The organism is Serratia sp. 121840015-1, from assembly GCF_053627655.1.
This window is the reverse complement of record NZ_JBSEYF010000008.1, coordinates 80,289-94,575: the sequence shown is the minus strand read 5'-3', so window position 1 is coordinate 94,575 and position 14,287 is coordinate 80,289. Positions and strand designations below refer to the sequence as shown.

Sequence of the window (14,287 nt, the reverse complement as noted above, 5' to 3'; positions counted from 1 at the left end):
AGCGCTAGTTTCGGTTGCGGTTAACTTTGATCACATCCGGCATGATACGGATTTTACGCATAATGTTTGCCAAATGGATGCGATCGCGGGTGGTCAAGCGGATAAAGGCGCTATAAACCCGACCGTCTTTCTCTTCGGTGTTCAGGCTCTGAATATTGGACTCGGCTGCGTTGATCGCCGCCGTCAGGTTGGCCAGCGCGCCCTGGTGGTTGAACATGTCCACCTTGATCTCGGCGATGAACTCCTGCTCGGTCTCTTTATCCCACTCGACCGCCATGAACTTCTCAGGCTCTTTCTGATAGCCGCGAATATTGCGGCAGGATTCATGGTGGATCACCAGCCCTTTGCCCGGGCTGACGTGAGCGATAATCGGGTCGCCCGGAATCGGACGGCAGCACTTGGCGAAGGTGATCAACACCCCGTCGGCGCCCTTGATGGCCAGGTTACGCACGCCGGAGGAAGCGCCCAGGCTGGACTGATCGCCCTGCAGGTTCTTCGCCACCACCACGCTCATGGCGTTGCCGAGGCCGATTTCCGCCAGCAGATCGTCCAGCGTCGCCAGCTTCATGCGGTCCAGCTCGTGCTGAATGTTTTCCTGCGGGATTTCGGCCAGCTTGCGGCTGCCACCCAACGCGTGGTTGAGCAGACGGCGGCCGAGGCCGACGGAGTCGTCGCGCTTGAGATTCTTCAGCATCTGGCGAATTTTGGCGCGCGCTTTCGAGCTGACTACGAAGTTCAGCCAGGCGGCGTTGGGCCGTGCGCCCGGTGCGGTGATGATCTCGACGGTCTGGCCGCTGGTCAGCGACTGCGACAGCGGGTATGGCTGACGATCGACGCGCGCGCCGACGCAGGCATGGCCGATATCGGTATGCACCGCATAGGCGAAATCGACCGGCGTGGCGCCGGCGGGCAGCTCGACGATGCGGCCTTCCGGGGTGAAAACGTAAATCTCATCCGGGAACAGATCGGATTTGACGCTCTCGATAAATTCAAACGAACTGCCGGCGCTTTGCTGCAGCTCCAGCAGGCTTTGCATCCAGCGCTGGGCGCGGATCTGCGCCGTGGTGCCGGTTTCGCCCTGTTCTCTTTCCTTGTAAGCCCAGTGCGCGGCCACCCCCATCTCAGCCATCTGATCCATGTCTTCGGTGCGGATCTGCACTTCGACCGGCACGCCGTGCGGGCCGATCAGCGAGGTATGCAGCGATTGATAGCCGTTGGCCTTGGGAATGGCGATGTAATCTTTCACTCGCCCCGGGCGTGGTTTGTACAGGCTGTGCACCTGGCCGAGCACGCGGTAGCAGGTATCGACCTCTTTCACGATCACCCGGAACGCGTAGATATCCATGATGGAATGGAAACGCTGTTCTTTGAGGTGCATCTTGAGGTAGATGGAGTAGAGGTGTTTTTCCCGCCCGCTGACGCGGCAGGCGATGCCAGCTTCGGTCAGTCGCCCTTCGATCTCGGAGAGGATTTTTTGAATCATCTCTTTGCGGTTGCCGCGCGCGGCTTTCACCACTTCCTTGATCACGCGATAACGGTTCGGGTACAGCGCCTCGAAGCCCAGCTCTTCCAGCTCGGTCTTCAGGTGATGAATACCCAGACGGTGGGCGAGCGGGCTGTAGATTTCCAGGGTTTCACGCGCGATGCGCCGGCGTTTGTCGGGGCGCAGCGAACCGAGGGTGCGCATGTTGTGCGTACGGTCGGCCAGCTTGATCAGCACGACGCGGATATCCTGCACCATCGCCATGATCATCTTGCGGAAGTTTTCCGCCTGCGCTTCTTTCTTGTCCTGGAACTTCAGCTTGTCGAGCTTGGAGACGCCCTCAACCAGTTCGGCGACGCTCTTGCCGAACAGCTGTTCCATATCTTGATAGGTGGCTGGGGTGTCTTCGATGACGTCGTGCAGCAATGCCGCCATCAGCGTCTCGTGATCGAGACGCATTTCCGCCAGAATGCAGGCCACGGCGACCGGGTGAGTAATGTAAGGCTCACCGCTGGAGCGTGTCTGGCCCTCGTGCGCGTCGCGCGCGACGAGGTATGCCTGTTTGAGGCGCTTAATCTGCTCCTCGGGCAGGTAACGTTGAATCAGCAGATTCAGGCTTTCAAACAGGTACAAGGCGGACTCGCAGTCTAATTAACGACGACCTTCAGCAATCGCGGTAACCGCTTGAATCTCTGCGGCTTCCTGCTCTTGCTGTTCCTGGCGCTCACGCACGTCGAGGATCTGGCTGGTGATCAGGCCTTCTTCGATTTCGCGCAGGGCGATAACGGTGTACTTGTCGTTCTCTTCCGGAACCAGTGCATCTTTGCCGCCGGTCTGGATCTGACGCGCCCGACGAGCAGCGACCAACACCAGGTCAAAACGGTTACCAATTTTCTCTACAGCGTCTTGAACAGTTACGCGTGCCATATTTGTGCTACTCCACAGGTGACGAAAAGACTGGGCATGATACTGAAACTGCCTTCAGTCTGCCAATAGTTTGCTGATTAAAGCGTCATGCCGCAGCAACTGGCGGCCCAAACGCAGGCGTTCGGCGCGAATGATGGTCTTCAGATCGGACAGCGCCAGATCGAAATCATCGTTCACAATCAGGTAATCGTACTCCGCATAATGCGTCATTTCCGCCACGGCCTGAGCCATGCGCTTGGCGATTACCTCTTCGGAATCCTGCCTGCGCCCGCGCAGGCGGCGGCCCAGTTCTTCCTTCGACGGCGGCAGAATGAAGATGCTGCGCGCCTGCGGCATTTTGGCGCGGATTTGCTGCGCGCCCTGCCAGTCGATATCCAGAAACACGTCTACGCCGGTCGCCAACACTTGTTCGATGGCGGCGCGCGAGGTGCCGTAATAGTTGCCGAACACTTCGGCGTGCTCAAGAAACGCGTCCTGCTCGATCATCCGGCGGAATTCGTCTTTCGAGACGAAGAAATAGTGTTCGCCGTGATTTTCACCCGGGCGGCTGTCGCGCGTGGTGTGCGAAACCGAAACCTGCGTGTCGTACAGCGGTTGCGTCTTTAACAAAGCCTGAATCAGACTTGATTTACCTGCGCCACTGGGAGCAGAGACAATATAAAGCGTGCCTTGAGCCATGATGATGTTCGTTGATAACGGTTGATATGCCAATAACAGCGGATGTGTATTTTCTCCGCACAGTATACACGGCTAACGCGCCGGGTGCAGCGTTAGCTCGCATTTTGCCCGCCGCTTTGCGCGGAAAAAGCGGCGAATGAGCGAATTTGCGCGTCGAAGGGCAACATTTCAGCTGTTTTGGCCTCGGCGGCGAGGCCATGTCAGATTACGGCGCGTCGGTAATGCGTGGGGCGGACGAAGGGGTTTCCCGTGCGGGGTGGCGGAGAAAGAGAAAGATAATGACGGCGGACGCCAGCGTCGTCAGGGCGAGTAGGTACAGCAGATTCTGGAAAGCCAGTTCGTAGGCGTGCTTCAGCCGTGCGGCGTCCGCATTGAGCAGGGCGGTCGCCCGCGGCATATCCCCCATGGCCAGGGCGTGCGCGCCGGCGGCGTTTGCGGTTGGGGGAGCGAGATGGCGCCCAACCAACAAGGCCAACAGGGCACCGACGATCGCCAATGCAATGCCTTCCCCCGCGACGCGAACGGTGCTGAAAATGCCGGTCGCCATGCCCGCTCGCTCTCGTGGCACGACGCTGACGGCTAAACCGTCCATCAATCCCCAGGGCAAGCTGATGCCGCAACCGATGGTCAGCATAGGCAGCAGTAACCGCGCGAGCGATTGCCCCGGCGCATAGTGCGCCAGCCATGCCAGCCCGGCGGCGCAAATCAACAAGCCGAGGCTGGAAACGGCGCCGGCGGAAAAGCGGTGAGCGAATGCCCCGGTCAGCAGCGGCAGCGCCAGCATTGGCGCGGACAACGTCAGCATCATCATGCCGGTTTCCACGGTGCCGTAACCCTCGATGCCGATAAATCGGAGGGGAAGCAGCACCAGCAACACCACGTATGAATAGGCCGGCGCTGCCGCCAACAGCTGTACGCCGACAAAGCGCGGGTAGCGAAACAGCGACAGATCGAGCATCGGCCGAGCGGTGCGGCGTTCTATCAGGATAAAAGCCAGCATAAACAGCAGCGCGCCGGTCAGCGGCCTAATGACTTGCGCGCTGCTCCAGCCGCTGTCGGGCGCCAGCAGCACGGCGTAAGTCAACAGCGACAGCGCCAGCGTAAAGACGATGGCGCCGGGCCAATCGAGGCGAGAGGCGGCGGGATCGCGCGATTCGGGCATATCGCGCTGGCCGCTGAACAACGCAATGGCGCTGAGCAGCGCCAGGCAGAGAAAAAGTGCGCGCCAGCCGAAGAGCTGCGTCAGCGTGCCGGCCAGCAGCGGACCGAATGCCAGCCCGATGCCGAACGTGGTGCCCAGCAGGCTGAAGGCCTTGCTTCTCTCCGGCCCGTTAAATACCTGGGCCAGGCTTGCGGTTCCGCCGGCCAGTGCGGCCGCGGCGGAGATGCCTTGCAGCGCGCGTATCGCGTCGAAGGACATAATGTCTTGCGCCGCGCTCATGAGCAGAGCGCTGAGCGCGAGCGCCGCCAATCCACAGATAAACACACGCTTGCGGCCAAAACGATCGGCGAGCGCTCCGGCGAGCATCAGGCTGCAGCCGAAGGTCAGCATAAACGCGTTGGTGACCCAACTGAGCGCGACCAGTCCGCCGCCCAAATCTTTGGCGATTGCGGTGAGCGCGACTGCGGGGCCGGTAAAGCTCAGCGGCATGATCAGGCCTGCGAGACACACGGAAAAGAGTATGAGCCAGCGCTGCGGGGGCGCATTCCGGGATGGATGAACGTTCATGGGCGATTCCTGATGCGGTGGTTTCGATGGGTATGGATGATAAATAAGACTGAATAGGTTAAAAATAAGGCTGAATTCCACACTTTCAGGACAAAAACGCTCTAATGGGGGCCATATGGAAAGTTTGAGCGGGCTGCTGGCGTTTGTTCGCGCTGCCGAATCGTGCAGCTTTGTCGCTGCTGGGGAGCGATTGGGGGTGTCGGCCTCGGCGGTGGGTAAAAGCGTGGCGCGGCTGGAGGCGTCGTTGGGCGTTAGGCTGTTCAACCGCAGCACCCGGCGCATCAATTTGACGGAGGAAGGGGCGCTATTTTACGAACGCTGCCGGCGTATTGTTAGTGATATCGAGAACGCTGAAGCCGAGATGGCACGTATTTCAGAGGCGCCGCGCGGCAAGCTGCGCGTCAGCATGCCTGCCATCGGTTACCGCATGCTGGTGCCGCTGTTGGCTGATTTTACCGCGCGTTATCCTGAGATTGAGTTGGATGTGGACTTCAACGATCGCATCGCGGATCTGATCGCCGAGGGCGTTGATGTGGCGGTTCGCGGCGGAGAGCTGGCTGATTCCCGCCTGATGGCGCGGCGTCTTGGACCGTTTCGCCAGGTTTTGGTCGGCGCGCCGGACTACTTCCGCCGGCGTGGAACGCCGTTGAAACCGACGGATCTGCTCGAGCATGCTTGTTTGCGTTATCGCTTCCCGGGCGGGCAGCAGTTGCAGGCGTGGCGGCTGAGCGCCGACGATGAGGCGCTGTCGTTAAGGTTGCCGGTGACGATGAGTTTCAGCAGCGTTGAGGCGCTAATCCATGCGGCGCAGCAGGGATTGGGCATCGCCTACCTGCCGGATTTCACTTTGAGCCAGGCCCTGCGCGGCGGGCAGCTGACGGCGGTGCTGCAAGACAGCACGCCCGAGCGCGGCGCGTTTTCTGCCGTGTGGCCCTCTAACCGGCACATGTTGCCGAAAGTCCGGGTGTTCGTGGATTATCTGGCGCGGTACATGCTGCCGGACGATCAGTGATCCGGATGCTGGTAGTTGAACACCGGCAGGCCGAGGCGGAAGCGCAGGGCGATCAGGCGCGCGCTCAGGCCGGCGACCAGCGTGAGGATCACCACCAGATTGTGCGGCAGGCTGAGGTGCTGCAGGCCGATATACAGCCAGGCGGCGCTGAAGGAGATGCCGGCGTAGATCTCTTTCTGGAAAACCAGCGGGATACGGTTGCAGAACATATCGCGCAGCACCCCGCCGAAGACGCCGGTGATCACTGCGGCGATGGCGGCGATAATCGCACTGTGCCCCATATCCAGCGCCACCTGCGCGCCGATGATGGAGAAGACGATCAGGCCGACGGCGTCGAGCACCAGGAACAGGCGGCGCAGATGGCGCATCAGGGGGGCCACCCAGGTGGTGACGATCGCCGCTATCGCGACGATGACGATGTATTCCGGGTGTTTGACCCAGCCCAATGGAAAATGCCCGAGCAGCATATCGCGCACCGACCCGCCGCCGATCGCCGTGACCGAAGCGATGATGATCACGCCGAACATGTCCATTTGGCGGCGGCCGGCCGCCAGCGCGCCGGTCATGGCTTCGGCGGTGATGCCGATGATATAAAGGATGCTCAGTAACATAAGGGATTCACAGCGTACTTGCGTCAGAATGATGGCCGGCAGGGTAATCGCCGCCGATGGCGCGCGCCACTGAGTTTTTTTCACTGATGGTGTTTCGGATTAATTTAGCTAATCCAAACTCCGTTTTTATTGCCGATAACCAGCCTTTTTTAACATCTGGCTGTTGATAAAAGCATTAGAAATTTCGCGCTGGTTTCCATCGCTGACTATGCTTTTTGCAGCTAATCCTTCAACCGAGAAACCGAGACTGCAGATGAAAAACTCCCCGAAACTGGCCGCCGGCGCCGTGGTGGCCGCCCTGCTGCTGAGCGGCTGCGTGGCGCCAGGCCATCAGGCTGTGTCACCCGCTCCGGCTTGCCACACCGGCGATCCGATGATGCAAACAACGCTCTACTTCGGCCTGAATCGCCCGGCGGGGCCGGCGATCACCGCCGCCGAGTGGCAAACCTTCGTCGACAGCCAGGTGACGCCGCGTTTTAAAGACGGGTTGACGGTCTTTGATGCCAAAGGGCAGTGGCTGGGCCACGACGGCAAGCTGGCGCGCGAGAACAGCAAGGCGCTGCTGTTGATCCATGCGCCGGGCAAAGAGAGCGAGGCGAATATCGAGGCGCTGCGCAGCGGCTATAAGCAGCAGTTTGCGCAGGATTCGGTGATGCGGGTGGATGCGCCGGTGTGCGTGGCGTTTTAAAGCGAACTCCCGGCCATGCGGCCGGGAGTGGGGATTACAGCACCAGGCCGGCGATGGCCGCTGACAGCAGGCTCACCAGCGTCGAGCCATAAACCAGCTTCAGGCCAAAACGGGAAACTACGTTGCCTTGCTGCTCGTTCAGCCCCTTGATGGCGCCGGCGACGATGCCGATGGAGGCGAAGTTGGCGAACGACACCAGGAACACCGACAGAATACCTAGCCCGCGCGGCGACAGCTCCGCCGCGATTTTCTTCAGCTCAATCATCGCCACGAATTCGTTGGCCACCAGCTTGGTCGCCATGATGCTGCCCGCCTTCAGGGCCTCCTCCGCCGGGATGCCGATCAGCCAGGCCAGCGGATAGAACACATAGCCGAGGATCTGCTGGAAGCTGATACCGAGCACCGCGGAGAACAGCGCATTGACGGCGGAGATCAGCGCGATAAAGCCGATCAGCATCGCCGCGATGATCATCGCAATCTTGAAGCCGGCCAGAATGTACTCGCCCAACATTTCGAAGAAGCTCTGATCTTCATGCAGTTTGTTCAGCTTCAGCTCCGGCTCGTCTTCGACCTGATACGGGTTGATGATCGACAGAATGATGAAGGTGCTGAACATATTAAGGATCAATGCCGCCACCACGTACTGCACGTCGATCATCGACATGTAGGCGCCGACGATGGAGAGCGATACCGTCGACATGGCGGTCGCGGCCATGGTGTACATGCGGCGCGGCGAGATATCGCCGATGATGCCTTTATAGGCGATGAAGTTCTCCGACTGCCCCAGCACCAGCGTGCTGACGGCGTTGAACGACTCCAGCTTGCCCATGCCGTTGACCTTGGATAGCAGGGTGCCGACCAGGCGGATGATCAGCGGCAGGATGCGGAAATGCTGCAAAATGCCGATCAGGGCGGAAATAAAGATGATAGGGCACAAAACGCCGAGGAAGATGAACGCCAGGCCATCCTTGCTCATGCCGCCGAACACGAACTCCGATCCTTGGGCGGCGTAGGCGAGCAGGGTGTCGAAGAAGCCGGCGACGTGTTTGATCACGCTGAGCCCGCTGGCGGAGTGCAGGAAGAAATAGGCCAGCGCGCCTTCGATCACCAGCAGCTGGATGATATAGCGCAGGCGGATTTTCTTGCGATTATTGCTGACCAGCAGCGCCAGGGCGATGATCACCACCAGAGCCATAATAAATTGCAGAATTTGTGGCATAAACGGTCCGTACGGTTCACGGGCAGAGAAAAAACACATTTAGCCACAGCATCGACGTCCTTTCATTACCTTGCGTGATAATTAGAACAAAATACTTATGGCATGCGGGATATCTTGCCAAATGTCATCCACACGTGCTGTCCGGCAGTTTTTCATAAGCTTCCCGGTGAGCCGGTTCCCCAGGGGCCTGCCGGCTCGCAACCTGATGCAATCACTGTCACTCGCGTGCAAACGCCTGGAATCTGGCTCGCAACTGGTGCTTTTTCATGGCGTAAAGCGTGGTTTTCTCGAGGGAGGCAAAGAAAAATGCCTGAACAAGGCGCCACGACCGGCGCATCTTCTCGGATAAGGAGGCGAACAATGAATACCGGCACGTTGCTCAGGGCGCTGGCCAACGGGGTTAATCCCGACACCGGTGAGCTGTTGAGACCGGCTTCGGCGGCCTGCGCGCCGGAGGCTATCCGCCTGCTGTTCGCGTTGGCCAACGAGTTCGACGGTGAAGCCGAACTGCAGAAAAAAGCCCGGCTGACGCCGGAGGAGAAGCGGCAGAAGAATCTGGCCGAGGGGCGGCCGGCCAATGCCTACTTCCCTTGGCCGGAAGAGGAAAAGCTGAGGTTGCGCGAGAGCCATGCGGCCGGGGCGACGCTGGAAGCGCTGAGCGATGAGTTTGAACGCTCAACCTGGAGCATTGCGGTGCAGCTGCAGAAAATGGGGCTGATCGGTGAGGAGCAGGTGGCCGCTTATCGCTGAGCTGCAGCCATAAAAAAGCCCGCTTGGCGCGGGCTTGATGGCGTGCGGGGCAGGATCACTCGATGTTCTGGATCTGCTCGCGCATTTGCTCGATCAGCACTTTCAGCTCGATGGCGGAAGCGGTGACGTCGGCATTGATCGACTTGGAGGCCAGGGTGTTCGATTCGCGGTTGAACTCCTGCATCATGAAGTCGAGGCGGCGGCCGACGGCTTCTTTCTTCTTCAGGATGTTGTGCGTCTCTTTCACGTGCGCTTCCAGACGGTCCAGCTCTTCGGCGACGTCGATGCGCTGCGCCATCAGCACCAGCTCCTGCTCCAGGCGGGTGTTTTCCAGCTGTACCTGCGCCTCTTCCAACTTGCTGACCAGGCGTTCGCGCTGCCATTGCAGGATGTTCGGCATCTGGGCGCGCACTTTGACCACTTCGGCGCTGACGCCGTCGAGGCGTTGTTCGATCAGCGTTTTCAGCGCGGCGCCTTCGCTTTCGCGTGCGACGATGAAGTCATCCAGCGCGCCGTCCAGCGCCTGCATCAACTCGGCGCTGATGGCGTCCAGATCCTGCTCCTGCGCGGACATCACGCCCGGCCAGCGCAGCACGTCGATCGGGTTGATTTCCCCTTCGTCGCTCTGCATTTTCACCCAGTTGGCGGCTTCAACCAGCTGTTTGGCCAGTTTTTCGTTCAGGATCAGCGAGCTTTGCGCGCTTGGATCCAGTTCGAAACGCAGGTTGCATTCGACTTTGCCGCGGGTCAGGCGGCCACGGATACGTTCACGGATCACCGGCTCCAGGCTGCGGAATTGTTCCGGCAGGCGGATGTAGGTTTCTAAGTAGCGCTGGTTAACGGAACGCAGCTCCCAGGCTGCGCTGCCCCATTCACCCTTGATTTCACGCCGGGCGTAGGCGGTCATGCTGCGGATCATTGATGCGTACCCGTAATAGGAAAAGATGGGGCGATTATAGCGTCGCGGCTGCGGGCAGGATAGGCATTACGTCACGAAGCCCGTATAATGCGCAGCCAATAGTTGATTTGAAGCCGGAGAGAGCCCATGCGTCCTGCAGGCAGAGCACCACAGCAAGTTCGCCCCCTGACACTGACCCGTCACTATACCAAACACGCTGAAGGTTCAGTGCTGGTTGAGTTTGGCGATACCAAAGTCTTGTGCACCGCCACGGTAGAAGAGGGCGTTCCGCGCTTCCTGAAAGGCCAGGGGCAAGGTTGGATCACCGCCGAGTACGGCATGCTGCCGCGCTCCACCCACAGCCGCAACGCCCGTGAAGCTGCCAAAGGCAAACAGGGTGGCCGCACGCTGGAGATCCAGCGCCTGATCGCGCGCTCGCTGCGCGCCGCGGTGGATCTGAAAAAGCTCGGTGAATTCACCATCACCCTCGACTGCGACGTACTGCAGGCCGACGGCGGTACCCGCACCGCCTCCATCTCCGGCGCCTGCGTGGCGCTGGCCGATGCGCTGAACACGCTGGTGGCCAACGGCAAGCTGAAAGCCAACCCGATGAAGGGCATGGTGGCGGCGGTTTCCGTCGGCATCGTTAATGGCGAAGCGCTGTGCGATCTGGAGTATGTGGAGGATTCAGCGGCGGAAACCGACATGAACGTGGTGATGATGGAAGATGGCCGCATGATTGAAGTGCAGGGCACCGCCGAAGGCGAGCCGTTCAGCCACGATGAGCTATTGGCGCTATTGGCGCTGGCCCGAGGGGGCATCGAAACCATCTTCCAGGCGCAGAAGGCGGCGCTGGCGGACTGATTTTTTAAGGCGACTGAGAAGTCGCCTTTTTTATGCCCGACGATCGGGCGGCAGTAATGACAAGACCCAAGCAGATTCAGACGAGGAGAAGCAGTAATGAAAGCCTATCAGCGCCAGTTTATCGAGTTCGCGCTTAACAAGCAGGTATTGAAATTCGGCGAGTTCACCCTGAAGTCCGGCCGCACCAGCCCGTATTTCTTCAATGCCGGCTTGTTTAATACCGGGCGCGATCTTGCGCTGTTGGGGCGCTTCTACGCCGAAGCCCTGATGGACTCCGGTATCGATTTCGACCTGCTGTTTGGCCCGGCCTATAAAGGCATTCCTATTGCCACCACCACGGCGGTGGCGCTGGCGGAACACCATGAGCGCGACGTGCCTTACTGTTTTAACCGCAAGGAAGCCAAGACCCACGGCGAAGGCGGTTCGCTGGTGGGCAGCCCGCTGCAGGGGCGCGTGATGTTGGTGGATGATGTGATCACCGCCGGCACCGCGATCCGCGAGTCGATGGAAATCATCGGCGCCAGCGGCGCTTCGCTGGCGGGGGTGCTGATCTCCCTCGACCGTCAGGAACGCGGCCGCGCGGATATCTCCGCCATTCAGGAAGTGGAACGCGACTATCACTGCAAGGTGATTTCAATCGTCACGCTGAAGGACCTGATCGCCTATCTGGAAGAGAAACCGGAAATGGCGGATCACCTGGCGGCGGTGCGCGCTTACCGCGAGCAGTACGGGGTATAAATAAAAACGCCGGGGATGCCCGGCGTTTTCGTTATTGCAGCTGTGCCGCCAACAGCGGCCAGCGGGCGTCGAACTCCTGCGTTGGGCGATAACGGAATTCCGAACGCACATAGCGCGACAACATGCCTTCGCAGAAGGCCAGCAGTTGGCTGGCCAACAGCGTTTCATCGACGATAAAGCCTTTGCCTTCGCGCAATTTGCGCTCTTTCAGCACCTGACGCAGCTGTGCTTCGATGCGTTCGAACAGCTGGTTGATGCGGCCCTGTAGGCGATCCTGTTCAAACATCAGCGCGTGGCCGGTCATGATGCGCGTCAGCCCCGGGTTGCGTTCCGCAAAGCCCAGAATCAGCAGTAAAATCAGGCGCAGACGATTAAACGTCTCTTTCTCGTCCTGCAAGATCAGGTTGATGCGGGTGATCAGGCTGTCTTCGATAAACTCGATCAGGCTGTCGAACATCCGTGTCTTGCTGGGGAAATGCCGATACAGCGCAGCTTCAGAAACACCCACGTTCGCGGCGAGCTTGGCGGTGGTGATGCGTTGGCTGCCGTCGCTGGACTCCAGCATCTGGGCTAACGCCTGCAATATTTCCTCGCGCCGATTCCTTTTCGTCTTTTCTTTTTCTGCCATGTCTGATTAGACCCTTGCTAAAACTTAACTGACGGAAACCCGCGCACCGGCCGCTGCAGAGCAGGCTCTGTGTGGCTTATGTGATAGCTTTTTTACGATGCTGGGGTCAGCGGCCTTAACGGCCTTTTTCCGCGCTGCCTGGTGTGCGCTGCAATTGTCGCGGTAAAACCTTGCCGCAGAGACATCCTTCTCCCCGGAAAGGCAAGGTTCAGGCGACGTTTCCCTGCCGGCCATCGTGCATTGGGTGGCGCTTAGTGGCGCCCCGAGTGGCCGAAGCCGCCTTCGCCGCGCTCGCTGCTGTCGAACTCTTCCACCAGGTTGAATTCGGCCTGCACCACCGGCACGAAGACCATCTGAGCGATACGTTCGCCCGGCTCGATGGTGAAGTGTTTCTGGCCGCGGTTCCAAACGGACACCATCAGCTGGCCCTGATAATCGGAGTCGATCAGGCCGACCAGGTTGCCCAGCACGACGCCGTGCTTGTGGCCCAGGCCGGAGCGCGGCAGGATCACCGCCGCCAGGCCGGCGTCGGCGATGTGGATCGCGAGGCCGGTAGGCAACAGCGTGGTTTCACCCGGCGCCAGCTCCACCGCGCTGTCCAGGCAGGCGCGCAGGTCGAGACCGGCGGAGCCCGGCGTGGCGTAGGTCGGTAGCGGGAAATCCTGACCGATGCGCGGGTCGAGGATCTTAACGTCGATTTTTTTCATCATAACGGCTGACTATCTCGTCTATTAAACGTTGGCCAAGGAGTGCCTTGTCGCTCAGCGCCAGGCGCTTTTCTCCATCCTGCCAAAAAAGATGCAGGGCATTGGTGTCGCTGTTGAACCCGTGCTCTGCAAGCGATACATCGTTAGCGCAAATCAAATCCAGCTTCTTACGCGCCAGTTTTTGCCGCGCGTATTCTTCCACATTCTGGGTTTCGGCGGCAAACCCCACGACAAACGGTCGATTTTTGGTCATCGCCGCCACGCCGGCGACGATATCGGGGTTTTTTACCATCTTGAGGACGATTTCATCACCCTGTTTTTTTATTTTTTCATCGGCGATCTGCTCGGGGCGGTAGTCGGCCACGGCGGCGCAGGAGATGAAAATCTGCTGCTGCGCGGCGCGCTGTTGCACCGCCTGCTCCATCTCCAGCGCACTGGTGACGTCCACTCGGGTGACCGATGGCGGCGTCGGCAGGCTGACCGGTCCGGCGATCAGCGTCACCTGCGCGCCGCGGGCGGCGGCGGCGCGGGCAATGGCGAAGCCCATTTTGCCGGAGCTGTGATTGCTGATGAAACGTACCGGATCCAGCGCCTCACGCGTCGGGCCGGCGGTGATCATAACCTGTAAATGTTGCAGATCCTGCGGGGCGGAGAAATGCGCGTTCGCCAGGTCGACGATGTCCAGCGGATCCAGCATGCGGCCCGGGCCGACGTCGCCACAGGCCTGGCTGCCGCTGTCCGGCCCCCAGAGCAGCATGCCGCGCGCCTGCAGCGTTTGCAGGTTGGCCTGCGTGGCGGCGGCGCGATACATCTGCTGGTTCATGGCCGGGGCGGCGGCGATAGGGGCGTCGGTCGCCAGGCAGACGGTGGTCAACAGATCGTTGGCCATGCCGGCGGCGACGCGCGCCAGCAGATCGGCGGTCGCCGGCGCCAGAATCACCAGATCCGCCCACTTGCCGAGTTCGATGTGGCCCATGGCGGCTTCGGCGGCGGGATCCAACAGATCGTCGGACACCGGGTAGCCGGAAACGGCCTGCAGCGTCAGTGGCGTAATGAACGCCTTGGCGGCGTGGGTCATCACCACGCGCACTTCTGCGCCCCTGTCGCGCAGGCGGCGCACCAGCTCTGGGCATTTGTAGGCGGCGATGCCGCCGCTGATGCCAAGTACAATATGTTTGCCGGAAAGTCCCGTCATCATCATTGTCCGATTGAAAGCCGAAAGATGCGCCATTTTAGCATATCCGCCGTTCAGGTGAGCGATTCCGCAATGACTGCAGGGCGTTACATTGTGCTTTGCGAAACACTTCGCAATGTTATCAAACACCTGTCGAACGCGCCGGGCAGCACATGGCATG

15 protein-coding genes are annotated in these 14,287 nt (G+C 60.1%); 5 read left to right on the top strand and 10 right to left on the bottom strand.

The features are described from left to right. Nucleotides 1-4: 4 nt before the first annotated feature. The 4 genes from spoT to ACUXAC_RS24635 all read right to left on the bottom strand — a co-directional run bounded on the left by spoT (nucleotide 5) and on the right by ACUXAC_RS24635 (nucleotide 4,817). Entirely contained in the window at nucleotides 5-2,116 is a 2,112-nt protein-coding gene (spoT, locus tag ACUXAC_RS24650) for a bifunctional GTP diphosphokinase/guanosine-3',5'-bis pyrophosphate 3'-pyrophosphohydrolase (protein ID WP_019452189.1), read from the bottom strand. An 18-nt stretch (nucleotides 2,117-2,134) separates the two neighbouring features. Then, nucleotides 2,135-2,410 (bottom strand): DNA-directed RNA polymerase subunit omega, encoded by a 276-nt coding sequence (gene rpoZ, locus ACUXAC_RS24645; protein WP_004931221.1) that lies wholly within the window; start codon nucleotides 2,408-2,410, stop codon nucleotides 2,135-2,137. Nucleotides 2,411-2,464: 54 nt separating this feature from the next. Continuing rightward, a complete protein-coding gene (gene gmk / locus ACUXAC_RS24640) occupies nucleotides 2,465-3,088 on the bottom strand; it encodes a guanylate kinase (protein WP_454266937.1) in 624 nt (207 codons plus the stop codon). A gap of 205 nt (nucleotides 3,089-3,293) precedes the next feature. Further along, a complete protein-coding gene (locus tag ACUXAC_RS24635; protein ID WP_387445448.1) occupies nucleotides 3,294-4,817 on the bottom strand; it encodes an MFS transporter in 1,524 nt (507 codons plus the stop codon). A gap of 115 nt (nucleotides 4,818-4,932) precedes the next feature. On the opposite strand from ACUXAC_RS24635, the gene ACUXAC_RS24630 reads away from it, so the two are divergent. Beyond that, nucleotides 4,933-5,829: a LysR family transcriptional regulator gene (locus ACUXAC_RS24630; RefSeq protein ID WP_100397016.1), complete on the top strand. Its 897-nt coding sequence runs from the start codon at nucleotides 4,933-4,935 to the stop codon at nucleotides 5,827-5,829. Here the strand turns inward: ACUXAC_RS24630 and ACUXAC_RS24625 are convergent. Next, nucleotides 5,823-6,440, bottom strand: coding sequence for a trimeric intracellular cation channel family protein (locus ACUXAC_RS24625; RefSeq protein ID WP_025304704.1), 618 nt, complete (start codon nucleotides 6,438-6,440; stop codon nucleotides 5,823-5,825). The two genes, ACUXAC_RS24630 and ACUXAC_RS24625, sit on opposite strands and share 7 nt — an antisense overlap. 253 nt (nucleotides 6,441-6,693) lie before the next feature. Between ACUXAC_RS24625 and ACUXAC_RS24620 the strand changes: the two genes are divergently transcribed. Beyond that, a complete protein-coding gene (locus tag ACUXAC_RS24620) occupies nucleotides 6,694-7,128 on the top strand; it encodes a DUF3574 domain-containing protein (protein ID WP_055317175.1) in 435 nt (144 codons plus the stop codon). A gap of 34 nt (nucleotides 7,129-7,162) precedes the next feature. Here the strand turns inward: ACUXAC_RS24620 and ACUXAC_RS24615 are convergent, their stop codons facing one another. Next, entirely contained in the window at nucleotides 7,163-8,347 is a 1,185-nt protein-coding gene (locus tag ACUXAC_RS24615; RefSeq protein WP_387445452.1) for a NupC/NupG family nucleoside CNT transporter, read from the bottom strand. A 360-nt stretch (nucleotides 8,348-8,707) separates the two neighbouring features. On the opposite strand from ACUXAC_RS24615, the gene ACUXAC_RS24610 reads away from it, so the two are divergent. Continuing rightward, on the top strand, nucleotides 8,708-9,097 hold the full coding sequence (locus ACUXAC_RS24610) for a hypothetical protein (protein WP_387445455.1): 390 nt from the start codon (nucleotides 8,708-8,710) through the stop codon (nucleotides 9,095-9,097). Nucleotides 9,098-9,152: 55 nt separating this feature from the next. On the opposite strand, the gene ACUXAC_RS24605 is transcribed toward ACUXAC_RS24610, so the two are convergent. Continuing rightward, a complete protein-coding gene (locus tag ACUXAC_RS24605; RefSeq protein ID WP_015379441.1) occupies nucleotides 9,153-10,016 on the bottom strand; it encodes a YicC/YloC family endoribonuclease in 864 nt (287 codons plus the stop codon). A gap of 126 nt (nucleotides 10,017-10,142) precedes the next feature. Between ACUXAC_RS24605 and rph the strand changes: the two genes are divergently transcribed. Together rph and pyrE are read left to right on the top strand one after the other, a co-directional pair. Further along, the gene (gene rph / locus ACUXAC_RS24600; protein WP_025160305.1) at nucleotides 10,143-10,859 is read left to right on the top strand and encodes a ribonuclease PH; all 717 of its coding nucleotides are present in this window, start codon (nucleotides 10,143-10,145) and stop codon (nucleotides 10,857-10,859) included. Nucleotides 10,860-10,955: 96 nt separating this feature from the next. Next, nucleotides 10,956-11,597: an orotate phosphoribosyltransferase gene (pyrE, locus tag ACUXAC_RS24595; protein ID WP_004931204.1), complete on the top strand. Its 642-nt coding sequence runs from the start codon at nucleotides 10,956-10,958 to the stop codon at nucleotides 11,595-11,597. Between the two features lie 31 nt (nucleotides 11,598-11,628). On the opposite strand, the gene slmA is transcribed toward pyrE, so the two are convergent. The 3 genes from slmA to coaBC form a co-directional block, all read right to left on the bottom strand. Further along, complete coding sequence (gene slmA / locus ACUXAC_RS24590; RefSeq protein ID WP_004931203.1) at nucleotides 11,629-12,225, bottom strand: nucleoid occlusion factor SlmA; 597 nt, start codon at nucleotides 12,223-12,225, stop codon at nucleotides 11,629-11,631. Nucleotides 12,226-12,476: 251 nt separating this feature from the next. Beyond that, nucleotides 12,477-12,935, bottom strand: coding sequence for a dUTP diphosphatase (gene dut, locus ACUXAC_RS24585; protein ID WP_016929680.1), 459 nt, complete (start codon nucleotides 12,933-12,935; stop codon nucleotides 12,477-12,479). Further along, nucleotides 12,913-14,130 carry a bifunctional phosphopantothenoylcysteine decarboxylase/phosphopantothenate--cysteine ligase CoaBC gene (coaBC, locus tag ACUXAC_RS24580; RefSeq protein ID WP_049201884.1) on the bottom strand — a complete coding sequence of 406 codons (1,218 nt, stop codon included), beginning with the start codon at nucleotides 14,128-14,130 and terminating at the stop codon, nucleotides 12,913-12,915. Before coaBC ends, dut begins: the two co-directional genes overlap by 23 nt. Between the last annotated feature and the right edge of the window lie 157 nt (nucleotides 14,131-14,287).

Bases quoted from the DNA above. Each gene is read 5' to 3' on its own strand.
- ACUXAC_RS24635 (WP_387445448.1), bottom strand. From the start codon at position 4,817: ATGAACGTTCATCCATCCCGGAATGCGCCCCCGCAGCGCTGGCTCATA.
- ACUXAC_RS24625 (WP_025304704.1), bottom strand. From the start codon at position 6,440: ATGTTACTGAGCATCCTTTATATCATCGGCATCACCGCCGAAGCCATG.
- ACUXAC_RS24630 (WP_100397016.1), top strand. From the start codon at position 4,933: ATGGAAAGTTTGAGCGGGCTGCTGGCGTTTGTTCGCGCTGCCGAATCG.
- pyrE (WP_004931204.1), top strand. From the start codon at position 10,956: ATGAAAGCCTATCAGCGCCAGTTTATCGAGTTCGCGCTTAACAAGCAG.
- dut (WP_016929680.1), bottom strand. From the start codon at position 12,935: ATGATGAAAAAAATCGACGTTAAGATCCTCGACCCGCGCATCGGTCAG.
- ACUXAC_RS24610 (WP_387445455.1), top strand. From the start codon at position 8,708: ATGAATACCGGCACGTTGCTCAGGGCGCTGGCCAACGGGGTTAATCCC.
- ACUXAC_RS24605 (WP_015379441.1), bottom strand. From the start codon at position 10,016: ATGATCCGCAGCATGACCGCCTACGCCCGGCGTGAAATCAAGGGTGAA.
- ACUXAC_RS24620 (WP_055317175.1), top strand. From the start codon at position 6,694: ATGAAAAACTCCCCGAAACTGGCCGCCGGCGCCGTGGTGGCCGCCCTG.
- slmA (WP_004931203.1), bottom strand. From the start codon at position 12,225: ATGGCAGAAAAAGAAAAGACGAAAAGGAATCGGCGCGAGGAAATATTG.
- coaBC (WP_049201884.1), bottom strand. From the start codon at position 14,130: ATGATGACGGGACTTTCCGGCAAACATATTGTACTTGGCATCAGCGGC.
- ACUXAC_RS24615 (WP_387445452.1), bottom strand. From the start codon at position 8,347: ATGCCACAAATTCTGCAATTTATTATGGCTCTGGTGGTGATCATCGCC.
- gmk (WP_454266937.1), bottom strand. From the start codon at position 3,088: ATGGCTCAAGGCACGCTTTATATTGTCTCTGCTCCCAGTGGCGCAGGT.
- rpoZ (WP_004931221.1), bottom strand. From the start codon at position 2,410: ATGGCACGCGTAACTGTTCAAGACGCTGTAGAGAAAATTGGTAACCGT.
- rph (WP_025160305.1), top strand. From the start codon at position 10,143: ATGCGTCCTGCAGGCAGAGCACCACAGCAAGTTCGCCCCCTGACACTG.